The 17,259-nt window shown below is 39.0% G+C and carries 17 protein-coding genes; 7 read left to right on the top strand and 10 right to left on the bottom strand.

Going from position 1 to position 17,259, the window contains the following annotated elements:
* Positions 1-15 precede the first annotated feature (15 nt).
* The 3 genes from feoB to EQG61_RS03085 all read right to left on the bottom strand — a co-directional run bounded on the left by feoB (position 16) and on the right by EQG61_RS03085 (position 3,134).
* Positions 16-2,121: a ferrous iron transport protein B gene (gene feoB, locus EQG61_RS03075; RefSeq protein WP_129460421.1), complete on the bottom strand. Its 2,106-nt coding sequence runs from the start codon at positions 2,119-2,121 to the stop codon at positions 16-18.
* Positions 2,122-2,131: 10 nt separating this feature from the next.
* Positions 2,132-2,356 (bottom strand): FeoA family protein, encoded by a 225-nt coding sequence (locus tag EQG61_RS03080; protein WP_129460422.1) that lies wholly within the window; start codon positions 2,354-2,356, stop codon positions 2,132-2,134.
* Between the two features lie 85 nt (positions 2,357-2,441).
* The gene (locus tag EQG61_RS03085) at positions 2,442-3,134 is read right to left on the bottom strand and encodes an SCO family protein (RefSeq protein WP_129460423.1); all 693 of its coding nucleotides are present in this window, start codon (positions 3,132-3,134) and stop codon (positions 2,442-2,444) included.
* Positions 3,135-3,261: 127 nt separating this feature from the next.
* On the opposite strand from EQG61_RS03085, the gene EQG61_RS03090 reads away from it, so the two are divergent.
* Positions 3,262-5,313 carry a M13 family metallopeptidase gene (locus EQG61_RS03090; protein WP_129460424.1) on the top strand — a complete coding sequence of 684 codons (2,052 nt, stop codon included), beginning with the start codon at positions 3,262-3,264 and terminating at the stop codon, positions 5,311-5,313.
* Between the two features lie 49 nt (positions 5,314-5,362).
* Here the strand turns inward: EQG61_RS03090 and EQG61_RS03095 are convergent, their stop codons facing one another.
* The 3 genes from EQG61_RS03095 to EQG61_RS03105 are packed head-to-tail and all read right to left on the bottom strand — an operon-like array spanning position 5,363 to position 8,877.
* On the bottom strand, positions 5,363-6,163 hold the full coding sequence (locus tag EQG61_RS03095) for an NAD(P)-binding domain-containing protein (RefSeq protein WP_129460425.1): 801 nt from the start codon (positions 6,161-6,163) through the stop codon (positions 5,363-5,365).
* 22 nt (positions 6,164-6,185) lie between these two features.
* Positions 6,186-8,510 (bottom strand): M20/M25/M40 family metallo-hydrolase, encoded by a 2,325-nt coding sequence (locus EQG61_RS03100; RefSeq protein ID WP_129460426.1) that lies wholly within the window; start codon positions 8,508-8,510, stop codon positions 6,186-6,188.
* 16 nt (positions 8,511-8,526) lie between these two features.
* Positions 8,527-8,877 (bottom strand): hypothetical protein, encoded by a 351-nt coding sequence (locus tag EQG61_RS03105; RefSeq protein WP_129460427.1) that lies wholly within the window; start codon positions 8,875-8,877, stop codon positions 8,527-8,529.
* Between the two features lie 260 nt (positions 8,878-9,137).
* Here EQG61_RS03105 and EQG61_RS03110 point away from each other — a divergent pair, with 260 nt between their 5' ends.
* From EQG61_RS03110 to EQG61_RS03120, 3 genes are all read left to right on the top strand, one after another.
* On the top strand, positions 9,138-9,470 hold the full coding sequence (locus EQG61_RS03110) for a single-stranded DNA-binding protein (protein ID WP_129460428.1): 333 nt from the start codon (positions 9,138-9,140) through the stop codon (positions 9,468-9,470).
* Between the two features lie 20 nt (positions 9,471-9,490).
* Positions 9,491-9,820: a single-stranded DNA-binding protein gene (locus EQG61_RS03115; RefSeq protein ID WP_129460429.1), complete on the top strand. Its 330-nt coding sequence runs from the start codon at positions 9,491-9,493 to the stop codon at positions 9,818-9,820.
* A 178-nt stretch (positions 9,821-9,998) separates the two neighbouring features.
* Positions 9,999-10,442, top strand: a complete 444-nt coding sequence (locus EQG61_RS03120; RefSeq protein ID WP_129460430.1) for a hypothetical protein — start codon at positions 9,999-10,001, stop codon at positions 10,440-10,442.
* Here the strand turns inward: EQG61_RS03120 and EQG61_RS03125 are convergent.
* The 4 genes from EQG61_RS03125 to metG are packed head-to-tail and all read right to left on the bottom strand — an operon-like array spanning position 10,439 to position 15,271.
* Entirely contained in the window at positions 10,439-11,065 is a 627-nt protein-coding gene (locus EQG61_RS03125) for a chloramphenicol acetyltransferase (protein ID WP_129460431.1), read from the bottom strand. The two genes, EQG61_RS03120 and EQG61_RS03125, sit on opposite strands and share 4 nt — an antisense overlap.
* A gap of 5 nt (positions 11,066-11,070) precedes the next feature.
* A complete protein-coding gene (locus EQG61_RS03130; protein WP_129460432.1) occupies positions 11,071-11,757 on the bottom strand; it encodes an HAD family hydrolase in 687 nt (228 codons plus the stop codon).
* 2 nt (positions 11,758-11,759) lie between these two features.
* Positions 11,760-13,193, bottom strand: coding sequence for a hypothetical protein (locus EQG61_RS03135; protein ID WP_129460433.1), 1,434 nt, complete (start codon positions 13,191-13,193; stop codon positions 11,760-11,762).
* Between the two features lie 20 nt (positions 13,194-13,213).
* Positions 13,214-15,271: a methionine--tRNA ligase gene (gene metG, locus EQG61_RS03140; RefSeq protein WP_129460686.1), complete on the bottom strand. Its 2,058-nt coding sequence runs from the start codon at positions 15,269-15,271 to the stop codon at positions 13,214-13,216.
* 93 nt (positions 15,272-15,364) lie between these two features.
* On the opposite strand from metG, the gene EQG61_RS03145 reads away from it, so the two are divergent.
* From EQG61_RS03145 to EQG61_RS03155, 3 genes are all read left to right on the top strand, one after another.
* Positions 15,365-16,324: a S66 peptidase family protein gene (locus EQG61_RS03145; RefSeq protein ID WP_129460434.1), complete on the top strand. Its 960-nt coding sequence runs from the start codon at positions 15,365-15,367 to the stop codon at positions 16,322-16,324.
* A 136-nt stretch (positions 16,325-16,460) separates the two neighbouring features.
* Entirely contained in the window at positions 16,461-16,853 is a 393-nt protein-coding gene (locus EQG61_RS03150) for a four helix bundle protein (protein WP_129460435.1), read from the top strand.
* Entirely contained in the window at positions 16,853-17,212 is a 360-nt protein-coding gene (locus EQG61_RS03155) for a YraN family protein (protein WP_129460436.1), read from the top strand. Before EQG61_RS03150 ends, EQG61_RS03155 begins: the two co-directional genes overlap by 1 nt.
* Positions 17,213-17,259: the final 47 nt, after the last annotated feature.

Genomic DNA, 17,259 nt, shown 5'->3' on the forward strand with positions numbered 1-17,259 from the left:
AAAAATTAGGCCAAATTACTTCAAAAATTGGAAAGCCAACAAAGCGGTTATGTAGGCTACACCACTCATAAACACCAATTGAATCACGGGCCATTTCCAGGAATTGGTTTCTTTTTTGACGATGGCAAGCGTACTAATGCATTGCATCGCAAACGCATAAAAAAGGAGCAATGAAGTGCCGCTGGCAAAGTTAAAGACGGGCGAACCATCTGCGTGAATTTCATGGCGCATTTGCTCTTTGATTGTTGCTTCTTCATCGCTTTTGTCGCCCACTTTATAAATGGTAGCCAATGTCCCAACAAACACTTCGCGTGCAGCAAAGGAACTAACGATGGCAACCCCAATTTTCCAATCGTATCCTAAAGGTCGAATTACGGGTTCGATGAATTTTCCGGCAATGCCGATGTACGAATGTTCCAATTTGTATTCAGCTGTCCAGTTGGGGATGACTGAAGGATTGATAGGAACGGACGATTGATATACTTTTTGTTCGATGATTTTTTCGGCATTTTTAAAATCGTCGCCAGGGCCATGCGACCCCATAAACCAAAGGATGATAGATAATGCCATAATGATTTTTCCGGCACCAAACACAAAGGATTTTGTTTTTTCCACCACATTAATTCCTACGTTTTTGAGCATCGGAATTTTATAGCTGGGCATTTCTACCACAAAATAGGATTTGGATTTAATTTCCAGCATTTTGTGTAAGATGTAAGCGCATAGAATGGCCATACCAAAGCCGAGGAGGTACAACACCATAAGCGTTAATCCTTGTAAACTGATGAAGCCAAGCACATGTTTTTCGGGAATGATCAGCGAAATTAAAATCGCATAAACGGGAAGTCGCGCAGAGCAAGTAATGAACGGCGTTACCAAAATGGTAATCAAACGTTCTTTCCAGTTTTCGATATTTCGTGCGCCCATGATGGCGGGAATGGCACAGGCTGTACCCGAAATTAAAGGTACCACACTTTTACCGGAGAGTCCGAACCGGCGCATGATTTTATCCATTAAAAATACCACCCGACTCATGTAACCGCTTTCTTCCAATACAGAAATAAAGAGGAATAAAAAGGCAATTTGCGGGATAAAAATTAAGATACCGCCAATCCCCGGAATGAGTCCTTCTGCAATGAGATTGGTGAGTTCGCCAGCCGGCAAATGACTCGCTGCATATACAGAAAGTTGGGCAAATTTTTCATCGATGAAATCCATCGGCACGCTGGACCAATCAAATATCGATTGGAAGATGCCAAATAACACGACAAAGAAAATCAGGTAGCCGAATATTTTATGGGTAAGCACACGATCCAGTTTGGCCCGAATATCACTGGCTTTAGAGCGGTCAATGGTTTGACCTACTTTGAGTGTATCGTTGATAAACTGGTAGCGTTTTATGGTTTCTTTTTGCTGCAGGCGACGGAGTTCGCTGTGGGATTTGGTGAACGAACTTTTCATTTCGTTGCGGTCCAAATTCAAGAAATTCACGTCTTGGGTAATGACAAGCCACAATTTGTACACCAGTTGGTTCGGAAAGGCTTTGCGTAATTTGTCAAAATATTCGGGGTCAATGGACGAAGCGTTCAAACAAGGGTCGGTGGGCAAGGATCGGTAGTCAAGAATTAATTTTTTGATTTCGTCGATGCCAATATTTTTACGCGAACTTGTTAACGCAATTTTGGTTTTAAGTTGGTTTTCCAAATACGGAATGTCCAATTCAATTCCCTTCAATTTCATGCGGTCACTCATGTTGATGACCAAAAGCGTCGGGATTTCTAAGTCTTTGATTTGGGTGAAAAGCAGTAAGTTTCGTTTTAAATTTTCCACCTCGGTCACCACAACCACTACATCAGGAAAATTTTCGTCTTTGCGATTCAACATTAATTCAATCACCACGTTTTCGTCGATCGAACTCGCATTCAAACTGTATGTACCCGGAAGGTCGATGATGGTGGCTTTGGTGTGATCGTCCAAACGACAGGTCCCCATTTTTTTCTCTACGGTAATACCTGGGTAATTTCCCACTTGCTGTTTGAGTCCGGTGAGTTGATTAAAAACCGAAGTTTTACCCGTGTTGGGATTCCCGATAAGTGCAACTTTAATGTGTTCTTCTGCCATGATGAATAGATTAAAGCGTCACTTCGATTTGTTGCGCGGTTTCTATGCGAATTGCAACATGCGAATCGTTAATATTAAAGTAAAGTGGATCTCCAAGTGGAGCGATTTGAATTAACTCTGCCGTATTGCCGGGTAAGCACCCCATCTCCAGTAATTTCAATGGAATTTCCTCGGTGTTCACATCGAGAATGGTGGCTTTTTGTCCAATTTTGAGTTCGGCCAGGGCTAACTTCACTTTATTTAGATTGAATTAAAATACAAAGGTAGGCAATTGACCTTGATTTTAGATGATAAAAGTCAATTTTAAGTTTTGTTTGGGATTAGTTTTCTTGTGATAAAAACTGAATGTCTTCCCAGAGTTGTTGCACGTTTTTAATACCCGGTTCAGTAGGGCCATCCAAATTGGTACCATCATAGAAGCCGCGAATTCGTTTTTGCGCATCGACAAGCACAAAATTTTCCGTGTGAACCATGTCGTAAAGTTCAGAAGGTTTACCTGTTTTTACCACCAAAAATGATTTACGTGCTAGGTAGTAGATTTCTTTTTTATCTCCAGTAAGTAGGTTCCATTTGCTGTCGATGACTCCTTTTTTTTGTGCATAGCTTTTTAGAACGGGCACGCTATCGATGTCGGGAGTTACAGAAAATGAGACCAATTTCACTTTGGGATTGTTTTTGATTTTGTTTTGCAACCACGCCATATTGTTGGTCATTTTCGGACAAATGCTTTGACAGGTGGTGAAGAAAAAGTCGGCCACATAAATTTTTCCTTCATAATCTTTATCAGAAATTAATTGACCGTTTTGGTTGGTAAAAGCAAATTTGCCGATGGTGTGTTCCAAGGCTATATGTTGAACGGTAGAATCCACCAATTCAGGATTGACGTCACTGGGTGTAATGATGGGCAAATTCTTTTCTGGTTTCAAAACCGAATAAAAAGCGCTTATGGTTACGACTGAAAAAATGGAGAAAAACAGGATAAAGAAGCGGTATTTTTTAAAAAAAGAAGCCATTATAATTTTTTTACAAAAGTACGAACAACCCTTTAATTTCCCTTTTTTTGATCGGTATTAAGTTGAATTTAACAACTTTTCAACGGCTATTTTAATAGATTTGTGTCCAATAGCTAAACTTTACCTTATGAAAAACCAAAAAATAGTAACCTTGGCATTGACGATTGCTGCAGTATTTGCTACTGAAAGTTCGATGGCCCAAAATAAAAAACCGGGAATCAACCTGGATTTAATGGATAAGTCCGTTCAACCGGGTGATGATTTTTTCCGTTATGTAAACGGCGCATGGTTTGACAAAACCGATATTCCAGCTGACCGCACCCGATGGGGAAGTTTTGATGAATTACGTCAAAATACTGACAAAGATGCATTAGCCATTTTAAAAGAGGCGGTGAAGAACAAGAAGTTGGATCCCAAGTCGGATCAAGCTAAAGCTGTGAATGTGTACAAAACCTACATGGACACATTGGCCCGAAACAAACGTGGCATTCAACCCATTAAATCCACATTGGCCAAAATTGATGCGGTGCGTAATGTAGACGATTTAAACAAATTATTAATTGAAAGACAAGCGCTTGGCGGACTCGGATTTTACGGCATGTCGGTGGGAGCTGATGCCAAAAACAGTAACCGCAATGTGTTGAACATTGGTCCTGGAAGTTTGGGTTTACCCGACCGTGATTATTATGTTGCCGAAGATGCGGATTCCAAAGAAAAACGTGCAAAGTATGTAGAGCACGTTGCGCGCATGTTGCAATATTTGGGATTGTCTGAAATAAAAGCCAAAGCGGATGCTGAACGTGTTTTGGCTTTTGAAACTGCAATGGCGCAACCAAGAATGGACCGTGTAGAACGCCGTGACCGCAGAAAATCTTATAATCCCATGGATTTGACGCAATTGCAAGAGTTGACACCTTCTGTAAATTGGAGAAACTACATTTTAGGTGCAGGCATCAAACGTATTGATACCGTTATTGTTTCGCAACCCAAATACATGACGGCGTTAGAAGGTTTGTTTAAGGCGAATAATGTTGAAGATTGGAAAGCCTACATGCGTTGGACGCTTTTGAATAAATATGCCGATGAGTTGACTACCGATATTGAAAAAGCGAATTGGGAGTTTTACAGCAAAACTCTTCAAGGGGCTAAAAAGCAACGTCCGCGAGAAGAGCGTGCTTTGCAAGTTGTGAATGGAACAGTGGGTGAAGCTTTAGGGAAATTATATGTAGAGAAAAAATTCCCAGCTGAAGCCAAGGAGAAAGCGGCAAAAATGATTAAATATTTATTCCGTGCTTTTGAAAACCGCATTAACAATTTACCATGGATGGATCCTGCAACACGCGTTGGCGCTGTGGAAAAACTACGCAAATCGACCGTGAAAATTGGGTATCCCGACAAGTGGAAAGATTATTCCAAATTAGACATTAAAGCGTTGGAAAACGGAGGTGCCTATTTTGAAAATATGGAAAATGTGGCGCGTTGGAATTTCGAACGCAACATTGAAGATTTGAGTAAACCGGTGGATAAAACCCGTTGGGGAATGACTCCTCAAACGGTGAACGCGTATTATAATCCGTCGTACAATGAAATTGTGTTTCCTGCGGCGATTTTGCAACCACCATTTTACGATTATAAAGCGGATGATGCTGTGAATTTTGGTGGAATTGGCGCTGTTATCGGACACGAAATTTCCCACGGATTTGATGATTCTGGAGCGCGTTACAATGCAGACGGGAATTTGGTGAATTGGTGGAAGGATGAAGATTTAAAACAATTTACTGCTTTGGGAACAGCTTTGGCCGATCAATACAGTGCGTTGCAACCCTTACCAGGAACTTTTGTCGATGGTAAATTTACCTTAGGAGAAAACATTGGAGATTTAGGCGGGGTGAATGCAGCTTACGACGGTTTACAATTGTATTTGAAAGAAAATGGTAACCCAGGATTGATTGATGGCTATACTCCAGAGCAACGCTTCTTTATTTCGTGGGCGACGATTTGGCGTTCCAAAATGCGCGATGAAGCGATTAAGAATCAGGTGAAAACCGATCCGCATTCACCGGGTATGTACCGTGCGTATGTACCGTTGTTGAATGTTGAAGCTTTCTATCAAGCGTTTAATATTAAACCCGAAAACAAATTGTATTTAGCGCCTGATAAACGCGTAAAAATTTGGTAATTCGGAGTGCAAAATAAACGAAAGGCTGTCAGCGATGACGGCCTTTTTTTTAGGGTCTAACTTGAAAAATATACTTCCAGTTTTCTAATAAATAGTCGGGATGTATGCATTTTCCAGAACGTTGATCCGTTTCGTTAAATTCGGGTAAAGGTAAATTTCGAGATTGGGCTGCATCCACATAATAGGCTTTACGCGAAGGATGTTCGGGATGAACAGCATTTATAGATTGATTGATGGCTTCACGATGGATGCATTCTTCTAAAATAGAGATACAATCGTACAATTCGATCAAATTGACAGGGGCATCTGGTCGTTCATTATTTTTTCGTCCTGAAAGGTATTTTATTGGATGGCGATCCTTGCCTATCAAGCCACCAAAGCGCACAATAGTAAAGGGAAATCCCGAATTTTGAATACATTCTTCTGCTCGAACCAATTCTTTGCCCGATTCCGTGTCGGGTTGTGGTACAGTTTGGTCTGTTATAGTTTCTTGAAGATCTGAAAAAACTGAGGTCGAACTCACCCAAATAATTTTTATGCGTTGATTTTTGGGAAGATTTTTTAGCAATAGCTCCACTTTTGAAACATAAGATGCTGTATCATCCTTGCGCAGTCGTGGCGGAATGTTAATGAGCAATTGATCCAATCCATTTACAAAACTTTCCCAATCACCCGCAATGTCATTTTCGTTTATAGCTATATGAAAAGCATCAATACCGTGAGCTGTGAGTTGGACACATTTATCCACTGTCGTGGAAGTACCTTTCACGCGATATCCTTTTTCTACTAAGGATTGTGCCAAAGGAAAGCCCAGCCAACCGCAACCTAGAATGCCAATCGTTTCTTTCATATGCCAAAGATACGGCACAAATTTAATGTGCTTGTTGTACTGATGGAGTGGGTGCAATTTTTTTCAAAACTACAATAGCATCATTGAGTACAAAGGGAGTTGGCATTTGGTTTTTGGGTCTATATGGAACTGAAAACAAAGGATTTTCGAGTAAATCAAACGAACTTTCCATTAACTCCAATTGGGGTTTTTGGTTGGCTGGAACATCAAATGAAAAGACCAGCGGTTCATTTTCGGTGAGATAATAACTCAAAATTTTATTGGAAGTACCACCGCCAATTTTGTTTCCATGTGCAAGAGCAGTTACCCCATTGGCTTTTAAATGTTGTAGAATGATGTTGTTTTTGATAAAAATGTCGTAACGATTGACCTTTCTTTTAGGGGTGATGCGAATTTGGTAATAGTGCCGATTGCCACGAAGCGTATCTTTTTCAAAAACAATTTCAGGTTGAGGTAAAGCTTTTACGGGAGCCGAATTCATCCATCGGAAAGCAGTGCCGTATTTACTGTACAACTGATTTTGATTTAAGGCGTCGGCAGGTTTTGGTTTTGGGCCTAAAAATGGAGTATTCCAAGCGTCTAATCGTTCATCATACGTCGTCCAATAGGCTTTGTGATGATTGGCATCCAACACATAGAGCAAACTGTTGGGTTTTGCGGTAGCATTCGTAAAAGGTGCTTCAAAATGGGCTTTAACCAAGAAAGAAACACCGATTAAAAAGCAAAGTGTTGCCCATGTTTTTTTATGCGTAAACGATCCCAAAATGGGAAGTAATAATGAAAAAGTAAGAACGGTAAGCGCCATCGAACCCGGAATCATTTTTAATCCAAGACCCACAGGAAACATGGTAATGAATGGCACGATAATGAGTAGGGCTGGAACCGCCATGAGTAAGTTCCAAAACCTTTTGGACTGTTGGGTGATGACAAAAACGCCCAACATGAGAACCGAACCCAAAACAGGTAAGATAAGAAAGGCCGCTCCTTTGAGTTGTAGGGCGATGCTAATATTGATTAGTAGCCAAAGAAAAATTGCCGCAAATAGTCGGTTCATCTCGGTAAATCGGCTGGTTTCTTTTTGGTAAAATAAAAAACAAATGCCAAGTGCTACTGCCACAAACGCATAGATATAGTCGTGGCCGTTGTAAGTAAATCCTTGAAGAATTGTTGTGTAATCAGGATAAATGAGTTTGAGTATCCACCAGCCTACAACGCCGATGATGATTGTAGTGATTAAAGCACCAAACAATGGAAGAAATCCTTTCAAAACGGCATCAATCCGTAAAACATGTTTGCCTAAACCAATAAATGTAAAGGTAAAAAGTAGTGCGGCTACTAGGATGAGCATCGGCCAAATCCATTCAAACGGATAATGAATAAAACCAAACGGGATGTTGAAGTATACCGAATCGTTTGTACTATTCAGGTTACTCAAGTCGGCATTTGCAAAATGATGCAGCAACGGCATGAGGTAACTCCCTTGATGGGCTAGCGACGTTGGAGCTAAATTTTCAAAATAATCCTGTTCCGTGTGGTAGTTGTAATGACTGTCAATAAAGGCAAAATTGTAGCCTTGGATTTTTCCTTCTTCTCGGAAAACGGTGAGATCCGTGTCGTTGGGTAGCATTTTATAAATGCTATACATCAACGAATTTGAGACTGGATAAGGAACATTACCGTTGGAAAAGGCGTGCACCATTTTTTGATTCCCTTGGTTAGTTTCCATCAGCATATAGCCAGGTCCAGAAGATCCGCGCGCTTCAAAGTTTAACGCTAAACCAATGTCTTTTGCCCAATGGTGTTGCGTTACGAATAAAGCGGCACCGTTCAATCCCAATTCTTCGGCATCTGTAAATACGATTATGATGTCGTTTTTATGAGTGGTTTTGGTGTGTAAAAAAGCACGAACACCTTCCAATATTGTAGCTACACCAGAGGCATCATCACTAGCGCCGTGCGATTTTGTGTGTGGCGCACTATCATAATGCGATAAAAGCAACAGGGCTTTGCTTGATTGTGTTCCTTTGATACGAGCTAATATATTCGATGATTTCACCAAGGTTCCTTTTTCGGTCATGGTAAATCCACTTTGAATGGTTGGTTCAAGTCCCAAGTCTTTTAATTCACGCATCAAATAGTTTTGAATACGTTGATGATCGGGCGACCCTACATAATGAGGGTGTTTCGCCATTATTTTTACTTTTTCTAAGGCACGTTGGGTTGAGAATTCTGCTAATGGAGCAGGTTCTTGCGCATCATAAGTTTGCGGCATCATTAGATAGAACAGCAAACTTACCACACCAATGAGGAAGAGGCTTTCGTAGAGGTTGGTGTAATTTTTTTTCATAATCGCATTACCACCGTCAAGTTTCCCGTCGAACAAGTTCCAATTGATTGTCGTCAGTGATCATATAGCCTTGATTGTAGACAAAGCGATACGTTTTGCCGGTTTTTGTGGTTAAAATGTGGGTTATGTAATGTAATTCAAATCCCTTGTGCAACAATTTTTCTTGAGCGATTCTTGTTTTCCCTTCGGCATTGAGTTCACTTAAAATGCGGTAATTTTTTCGCAATTTGTTATTGACATTACGCATCATATTTGTACTGTCCCTGTTCATGCGATTATTGAATGCATTACGGCAACCGTCACAGCAAAATTTTTTGTCTTCGCGACCGCTGATGGGCAGATCGCATTCCATACAATTTCGTTTCATAATCGTGGTGTTTACTTCTCATTTTGGCTTAAAAATAGGTTTACAATTTCTTGATTTTTTGAAAATGCAAGTCAAATATAGCGAATAAATTGTAAAGTTTGAAGTGCTAAAAGAACGTTCCCCAATTTATCTATTTGTAGTCGGTTACAAGCATTTACATTCGGTAGTAAATGGTAAATAACCGATTAATGTAATTTTTTGTTTGCAATTTTGTCCTGTTCATTACCAACCCAATAGTTTAAAATTAATTTTTATAAGCCATGAAAAATCGTATTCAATTAATTGGCCATGTCGGTCAAGACCCCGAAATCAGATCTTTTGAAGGAGGAAAAAAAGTAGCCAATCTTAACATCGCAACTCAAGATGTGTATTACAAAGAGCAAGGAGAAAAAGTAGAACAAACTGAGTGGCACCGAGTTGTGGCTTGGGGTAAGTTAGCCAATGTTATTGAGAAATTCGTTTCCAAAGGGAAGGAAATTGCTGTCAGTGGTAAAATCACCTATCGTAATTATGAAGATAAAGAAGGGGTGAAACGCTACATTACCGAAGTTGTAGCAGAAGAATTACATTTATTAGGTAAAGCCAATTCTTAACGTTTAATCCATTTCAGATTATGAATGCATTGTGTAATAAGGTTCAGTTAATTGGTCATGTGGGTCAGGAACCGGAAGTAAAATTGTTTGAAAATAAAAAAAGAGCAAGCTTAACGATAGCCACGAACGAGGTGTATTACCGCGATAATGGGGATAAAGTTGAGCAAACGGAATGGCATCGTGTAACTGCCTGGGGGAAGTTGGCCGATATCGTCGAAAAACATGTTGTTAAGGGAAAAGAAATTGCAGTGGAGGGCAAGTTAACACATCGTTCGTATGATGATAAAAACGGCGAAAAGCGTTACATCACAGAAGTGGTGGCTAACGATTTGCTTCTTTTCGGGAAATAAACCTTGCGAAGGGTTCTTAGAGGGAAACGGTGGTTGATCAAACCACCGTTTTGATATTTATTTAAGGAGTTATTTAACTTATTTTTTAACACGAAAACGTTTTCGGTAACATTTATTTTAAGGAGTCCTGTTTTTTTTAATACTTTTATTTAACAAATAGGAATTTAAAATCCTAACTATGAAAGTATTTCGACTTGTTTTATGGGGAATTGCCTTAGCTTTTGCTAGTTTGCGAGTTCAAGCGCAAGTTGGAATTAATACTACAAATCCATTAAGTACGCTAGATATTAATGGCAACTTATCGGTGAAAACGGTTACCTTAAACGGAAACGGAAGTGGAAGTGGAGGGGCTGCCATTTCAATCAGTGATGGAGTTTATATTTCGATTGCCCCACAAGTTAATGATGATAAATTTCAATTGCCAAGTCCGGTTACGTATCCGGGAAGGATTTATGTAATCCGAAATATTCAAAACGCGATTACTGCCCAATTAACTACTTCAGCAGGAATGTTTTTTCCAAAAAATTCAACGGTTGGGTCAAATCAATTGTATATGTATGAGGGTAATTTACGTACGGTAATTGTGATCAGTGACGGGATAAATTGGACGTATATCAATTAGTCATTTAAATATTCTTGCAAACATTCTAAAAATTTCCCAACATGAATGCCATCGACAAGTCCGTGGTGAACATGTACCGATATAGCCATTGTTTTTTTCCCGTTTTCGTCAATCATTTTCCCATATGAAATTTTCGGACAACTGTCGGGATAACTAAAACCACGTGCATGGGATAAACCCTGAAAATCCACCCAAGGAATGCTGGAAAAGTGAATCAGATTTTCATGAGGAAATTCCCGAGTTAACAAGCCACTTGTCCCTTGTATTCGCTTTATTTCTTGTAGGGCAATTGTATTAAATGTATCTAGGTCAGGATGGTATTTCATTAAAGAAAAACCAAAGGTTTGATCTTCACGCATAATGGTCGCAGAAGCATCAATTCGTTCAAAAATCCAAGGGTCATTGTCAATTATTCGTAAGCGAAACGGCTCACAGGCGTTGACTGCCTTTAATGTTTTAAACAAATAGAAATTGAAAAAAGAGACACCCAATTCTTTTGCTTTTGCATAAGCCAAAGTACAGTCAACACGCGTCGTTAAACCATAAAACGGCTCTTCCATTTGTTTAAAAAACAAAAAATGTTCTTTACGATTCCAGGAATCAAGGTTGATTTTTGTTTTCATGACCATTAAAATAGTTGTTGCAATTCCGTAATGGATTGGAGCGCTTTAAATTTTGGGTGCTGAATTTCAAAGTCAATTCGTTCATATTCCCAAGTTGTTTGATAAGGAATATGAATTCCAGTCCCTCCAATATTCAATACTGGTAATACATCTGATTTTAAGGAGTTACCAATCATCACAAAATTTTCAGGCTGAATGTCTAATCGTTTCAACATTTTCTCGTAATCCAATTCTGTTTTATCACTCATTACTTCAATATGATGAAAATAATGACCAATTCCAGAATCGTGTAATTTTCGATGTTGATCTTTCAAGTCGCCTTTTGTGGCTACAACTAAGCGGTATTTGCCATGAAGTGATTGTAAAACCGATTCTACTTCGGGCAATAACTCAACTGGTTTTTGAAGTAAATCTTTACCAATTTGAATAATTTTATCAATGGCTTCCCCCGATAATTGTTGGTGGGTTAATTCCAATCCCGATTCAATCATAGAGAGCACAAAAGCCTTGATGCCAAATCCGTATAAAGGCAAATTGTTAACCTGATGTTGTAAAAGTAATTGCAGTAAATCCTGTTTCGAAGTATACCCTTCAAATAAACGACAAAATTTATCCTGCGCTTCTTCAAAGTACGGTTCGTTGTGCCACAAAGTGTCGTCAGCGTCGAAGGCGATGATGGTCGAATGTTGCATGATTAGTCTTGGAATGAATAAATCGAATATGCATTTTCACCTTTTATAATTCCTCCTAAATAAAGAGTATTATTGAAAGTAAATAATGTTGGATTTAGTATTGTTTTGTCTGAAATAAAAGAGCGCATACGATCAAATCCAGTCTTTTTTACATAGTCGTTTACTGGATTGAAGTTTTCATCAAATTTACTAGAAGTATATACAACTTTCCGATTGGCGTAAGAATTGAAATTTTCTTTTGAATAGTACGTAATAGCGGACGCAATCAAAACACCGGCAACACCAAACATACTGCCAATATATAAGGCACTATTTTGTTGAGCCTCTGAAATTCCACCAAGAACCAATATATAATTTCCCTCGCTTTTGTATAACGATAAGGCAGGATTTAAGTTACTTATTTTACGTAATAATTGGTTGGATTTTGATAAAATTCGCGTGTCTTTAATCGAACCGTTTTCTTGAATTATATCAGATGTTCGAAACGGAACTTCTTTATCTTGTTCAATTTTATAGGATTTTATTTCATCTCCTGCTTCATTTTTAATCGATATAAAGAGTTCGCTAGGTGAACTTTTTAGCTGGATATAATGATTTTCAAAAAACAGTGAAACTGTTGGATGTGAATAGTAATCCATGGATTCTGGTTTCGGGAAATAGGGCTGGGAGATTAATTTTTGAGTAAAAGTGTAATCGTTTAAATTAACATCAATCACTTGTGTTCCAATATCATAATTGTCAAAAGTGAACTTTAATTTTGTATCTTCTATGTATATTTTTTTACGCTTTGCAGCTAAAACCAATGAAGGAGGCGTTTCAGAGGAGATCAATTGTAAAATAAAAGGGCCTTGCATGGAATTGCTGCTTTCAAATAATTCAGATAATGAAATGCGTTTACCTTCGTAACTGAAGAAAGTTTTTCCTGTGAAATCAATTGTGTGATTCTCTATTTCGGTACCAGTAATTTTACGAATGTATAAATTGTTGCCGTTCTTGTCACAACTAATAACGTTTAAGGTTCCGTTCTTGTGATAAGAATAGAGTTTAACGTCTTTTTCAAATTCGAATTTAAGTGTAGAGAAAGTAGTTTTTTTGGAATTAAAATCAAAAGTGAGACAGCCTAATTCTCCTTTTTCTTTACTATTCCAATAGGTAAAATATTTATTTGAATCAATAGAATAGCCAAACAAACGATTGTATTTATTATCCAGTTTAGGTGTGCTTATCGAATCGATTATTGCTAACTTCTCATTTATACGGATTAATTTTAAGTTCAACTTATCAATAATGAACAAACTTAATTGTTTATTTTTTTCATCAATGATTTCTATACAATCCGCTTTTTTATCAATTTGAATGGGTAATGTTTTTTCTAACGTTTGAGAAAATGCAGATTGTATCGCTAATAATAATAGCGATAAAAGTAACTTTTTCATGGGCTTATAAAGGTTTAAAATTAACTAATCGTTGCGCCGTTTGCCACGCCATCAGCATCGGGATTCACAAAAACCAATTTCCCTTCAGCATTTTGGGTGAGCAATAGCATTCCCTGACTTTCCACTCCGCGTAAAGCTCTTGGCGCTAAATTCACCAAAACCGTAACGCGTCTTCCCACCACTTCCTCTGGGGTAAAATGCTCTGCTATGCCCGAAACAATCGTGCGAACATCGATTCCTGTATCTACTTTCAACACTAAAAGTTTGTCTGCTTTTGGCATTTTTTCAGCTTCGATAATCGTACCTACACGCAAATCTATTTTTGAAAAATCATCAAATGTTGCGGTTTCTTTTTGAGGAGTGACATCGGGATTTGTCATGGTATTCGCTTTTTTAGTGGCTTCTAATTTATCTATTTGTTGTTGAATCGCTTCGTCTTCGATTTGGGCAAACAATATTTCCGCTTGACCAATCGAATGTCCTGCAGGTAATAACGCTTCTTTCGCAAAAACTGTATCCCAATTATCAGATTCAATTTTGAGCATCGCACCTAATTTTGCAGCGGTAAACGGTAAGAACGGCTCCGATAAATATGCCAAAGCAGCAGCTACTTGTAAGGCCACATACATTTGTGTTTTTACGCGCTCCGGATTTTCTTTGACCATTTTCCAGGGTTCTTCGTCGGCTAAATATTTATTACCCAATCGCGCAACATTCATCAATTCACCTTGGGCTTCACGGAAGCGGTAACGTTCAATCGAACTCGCAATTACTGCTGGAAAAGCTTTCAATTCAGCTAAAACCTGTTGGTCAACTTCTGTCAATTCATTGGGTTGTGGTACTTCTCCTTGGTAATATTTTTGAGTCAAAACTACCACACGGTTGATGAAGTTTCCAAAAATCGCGGCCAACTCATTGTTGTTGCGTGCTTGAAAATCTTTCCAAGTAAAGTCGTTGTCTTTGGTTTCCGGTGCATTTGCTGTCAACGCATAACGCAACGCATCCTGCTTACCCGGGAAATCCACTAAATATTCGTGCAACCAAACTGCCCAGTTTTTGGAAGTGGACAATTTGTTGCCTTCTAAATTTAAAAATTCGTTGGCCGGAACATTATCGGGTAAGATATACGTTCCTTCGGCCTTCAACATGGCAGGGAAGATGATACAGTGAAAAACGATGTTGTCTTTTCCAATGAAATGCACCAGCTTCGTATCCTGATCTTTCCAATACGGCTCCCAATCTTTACCTACATTTTGCGCCCATTCTTTGGTAGACGAAATGTATCCAATGGGTGCATCAAACCAAACGTAGAGCTTTTTTCCTTCGGCACCTGCAACCGGCACATCGATACCCCAATCCAAGTCGCGCGTCACTGCACGGGGTTTTAATCCGTCGTCTATCCACGATTTTACTTGCCCATACACATTGGGTTTCCAATCGTTTTTATGACCGTCTAAAATCCATTGTTTTAAGAAATCTTCATAACGATCCAAAGGCAAAAACCAGTGTTTTGTTGCTTTTAAAATGGGCGTTGTTCCCGTTATGGTCGACTTCGGGTTGATCAAATCGGTTGCATTCAACGATGTACCGCATTTTTCGCATTGATCGCCATACGCCTCGGGATTGCTACACTTTGGACAAGTTCCTGTAACAAAGCGATCGGCTAAGAATTGAGCCGCTTTTTCATCGTACAATTGTTCGGTAGTTTCTTCGATAAAATCACCTTGATCGTAAAGTTTTCTGAAAAATTCAGATGCCGTTTCATGGTGAATTTTTGCCGAGGTACGGGAATAATTATCAAATGAAATTCCGAAATCTGCAAACGACTGCTTAATGATTCCGTCGTATTTGTCAATGACTTCCTGCGGGGTAATGCCTTCTTTTTTCGCTTTCATGGAAATGGCTACTCCGTGTTCATCGCTTCCGCAAATAAAGGCTACATCACGTCCTTGCAATCGCAGGTAACGGGAATAAATATCAGCGGGAACATACACTCCAGCCAAATGGCCAATATGAATAGGTCCGTTGGTATACGGCAAAGCGGCGGTAACGGTATAACGTTTTGGAAAATCAGACATGTCGATTTCGAAATAAAATTTTTGCAAAAGTACGGCATTTGCCCAAAATCCCGAACATATAGTTTCTTATATTTGTCCGAAGCGATGAATCGAATGAAAAGACTATTCGGATACCTATTCGTATTGATTTCACTAACGAATCTTTATGCACAAAAAAAGATGATTACACCACCTTATTTACAAAAAGGCGACACGGTGGCTATTGTAGCTACGGCACGTAAAAACTTAGACGACAATTTAGGACCGGCTATCGGTTGGTTGAAAAGCTGGGGATTGGAAGTTGTTATCGGGAAAACCATCGGTTTAGACGACAATCAATTGGCAGGAAGTGATGACGAGCGCGCTACCGATTTTCAAGCCATGATGGACAATCCCAACATCAAAATGATTTGGTGTGTGCGTGGCGGTTACGGTACCGTGCGCATGATTGATAAATTGGATTTTACAAAATTTAAACAGCATCCCAAATGGGTTGTGGGCTTTAGTGATGTCACCGTTTTACACAGTCATTTAAATACGATGGGCGTTCAGTCCATTCATGGCATTATGCCCGTCAATGCGAAAGCGAGTGAAGCGGCGAAAGAGACCTTGCATCAAGCGTTATTCGGAGAAAAGTTGGAATACCATTTGCCTTGCGATGCGTTGAATAGAAACGGGAAAGCAACAGGTGAATTGGTGGGCGGCAATCTATCGATTTTGTACAGTTTGTTTGGTTCGCCCTCTTCAATAGATTGTTCCGATAAGATTTTGTTTATTGAAGATTTGGACGAATATTTATACCATATCGATCGCATGATGATGAACTTGAAACGCAACGGATGCTTGGAAAGTTTGAAGGGAATCATAGTAGGAAGTATGACCAAAATGCACGACAATGATATTCCATGGGGAAAAAATGCCTTAGAGATTATTGAAGATATTACTAAGAATTATCACATTCCAATTATTTATAATTTCCCGGCCGGACATATTTCAGATAATCGGGCCTTGATTTTTGGAAGTAAAGTGACAATGGAAGTCACCGATACCGAAAGTCATGTGATTTTTGAATAAAAACTTTAAGAATATATTAGAGAACTCCTCAGTATTTACAGTGCTTGAGGAGTTTTTTCGTTATTAAATATTTGTTGTCGGATATTTTTCAAAAGAAGTTGTAGTTTTACGGTATCATTTTAAAAGCCATACAGTTATGAGTTCATTCAGAGAATTGGAAATCTGGAAAAAAAGCCAGGATTTCTGCACATCGATTTTTCGGGGAACGTCACCACTTCCCACCAACCCCACACAATTCACCATTTTAGAATTACGGCAATTGTCGGTTTTGTTGCCTACGAATATCGCTTTGGCGTATCAAGCCAATTCTAAAGCCGATTTTATTCGTTTTTTGGATTTTTCATTGGGTGCCGCCTATGAAATTCAAACACATTTGATGTTGACGGATCAATTGGATTACTTAACAACAGAACAAACGCAAGCGTTACAACAAGAAGCCCATCAAATCATTATGTTGATTACGAAAATTAGAGAGGAGGTGAAGCAAATCAAATACGCGAATAAAGCGGTTTTGTTTACTACAACCTAATGGCGCAACATAACGAACTCGGGAAGCAAGGGGAGTCAGTCGCTGTGGATTATTTGGTGCGGAAAGGGTATACTATTTTGGAAACCAATTGGACTTTTCAAAAGGCGGAAGTAGATATAATCGCGTTTAAAGCACCTATTTTGGCTGTCATTGAAGTGAAAACAAGAAGTCGAATTGATTTTGGATTGCCGCAAGATTTTGTGAAACCCAAACAAATCCAACGGTTAACAAAAGCCGTAGATGCTTATGTACAACAAATGAAAGGAGATGTTCAGGTTCGATTTGATATTATTGCAATTCATTTTCAAGGAGAATCCCTTGATTTGGAACATCTTGAAGATGCCTTCTATTACTTTTAACTTGGAAAATAGTAGGCGTTTTGTACCTTTACACAAATGAATTTGCT

Source organism: Flavobacterium stagni (assembly GCF_004122105.1).
Lineage (GTDB): Bacteria > Bacteroidota > Bacteroidia > Flavobacteriales > Flavobacteriaceae > Flavobacterium > Flavobacterium stagni.

What these genes read in the sequence shown, in the direction of transcription:
- EQG61_RS03155 (WP_129460436.1), top strand. Translation starts at nt 16,853, where the DNA reads ATGGCGCAACATAACGAACTCGGGAAGCAAGGGGAGTCAGTCGCTGTG.
- metG (WP_129460686.1), bottom strand. Translation starts at nt 15,271, where the DNA reads ATGTCTGATTTTCCAAAACGTTATACCGTTACCGCCGCTTTGCCGTAT.
- EQG61_RS03145 (WP_129460434.1), top strand. Translation starts at nt 15,365, where the DNA reads ATGAAAAGACTATTCGGATACCTATTCGTATTGATTTCACTAACGAAT.
- EQG61_RS03090 (WP_129460424.1), top strand. Translation starts at nt 3,262, where the DNA reads ATGAAAAACCAAAAAATAGTAACCTTGGCATTGACGATTGCTGCAGTA.
- EQG61_RS03125 (WP_129460431.1), bottom strand. Translation starts at nt 11,065, where the DNA reads ATGAAAACAAAAATCAACCTTGATTCCTGGAATCGTAAAGAACATTTT.
- EQG61_RS03095 (WP_129460425.1), bottom strand. Translation starts at nt 6,163, where the DNA reads ATGAAAGAAACGATTGGCATTCTAGGTTGCGGTTGGCTGGGCTTTCCT.
- EQG61_RS03130 (WP_129460432.1), bottom strand. Translation starts at nt 11,757, where the DNA reads ATGCAACATTCGACCATCATCGCCTTCGACGCTGACGACACTTTGTGG.
- EQG61_RS03150 (WP_129460435.1), top strand. Translation starts at nt 16,461, where the DNA reads ATGAGTTCATTCAGAGAATTGGAAATCTGGAAAAAAAGCCAGGATTTC.
- EQG61_RS03120 (WP_129460430.1), top strand. Translation starts at nt 9,999, where the DNA reads ATGAAAGTATTTCGACTTGTTTTATGGGGAATTGCCTTAGCTTTTGCT.
- EQG61_RS03135 (WP_129460433.1), bottom strand. Translation starts at nt 13,193, where the DNA reads ATGAAAAAGTTACTTTTATCGCTATTATTATTAGCGATACAATCTGCA.
- EQG61_RS03115 (WP_129460429.1), top strand. Translation starts at nt 9,491, where the DNA reads ATGAATGCATTGTGTAATAAGGTTCAGTTAATTGGTCATGTGGGTCAG.
- feoB (WP_129460421.1), bottom strand. Translation starts at nt 2,121, where the DNA reads ATGGCAGAAGAACACATTAAAGTTGCACTTATCGGGAATCCCAACACG.
- EQG61_RS03110 (WP_129460428.1), top strand. Translation starts at nt 9,138, where the DNA reads ATGAAAAATCGTATTCAATTAATTGGCCATGTCGGTCAAGACCCCGAA.
- EQG61_RS03085 (WP_129460423.1), bottom strand. Translation starts at nt 3,134, where the DNA reads ATGGCTTCTTTTTTTAAAAAATACCGCTTCTTTATCCTGTTTTTCTCC.
- EQG61_RS03100 (WP_129460426.1), bottom strand. Translation starts at nt 8,510, where the DNA reads ATGAAAAAAAATTACACCAACCTCTACGAAAGCCTCTTCCTCATTGGT.
- EQG61_RS03105 (WP_129460427.1), bottom strand. Translation starts at nt 8,877, where the DNA reads ATGAAACGAAATTGTATGGAATGCGATCTGCCCATCAGCGGTCGCGAA.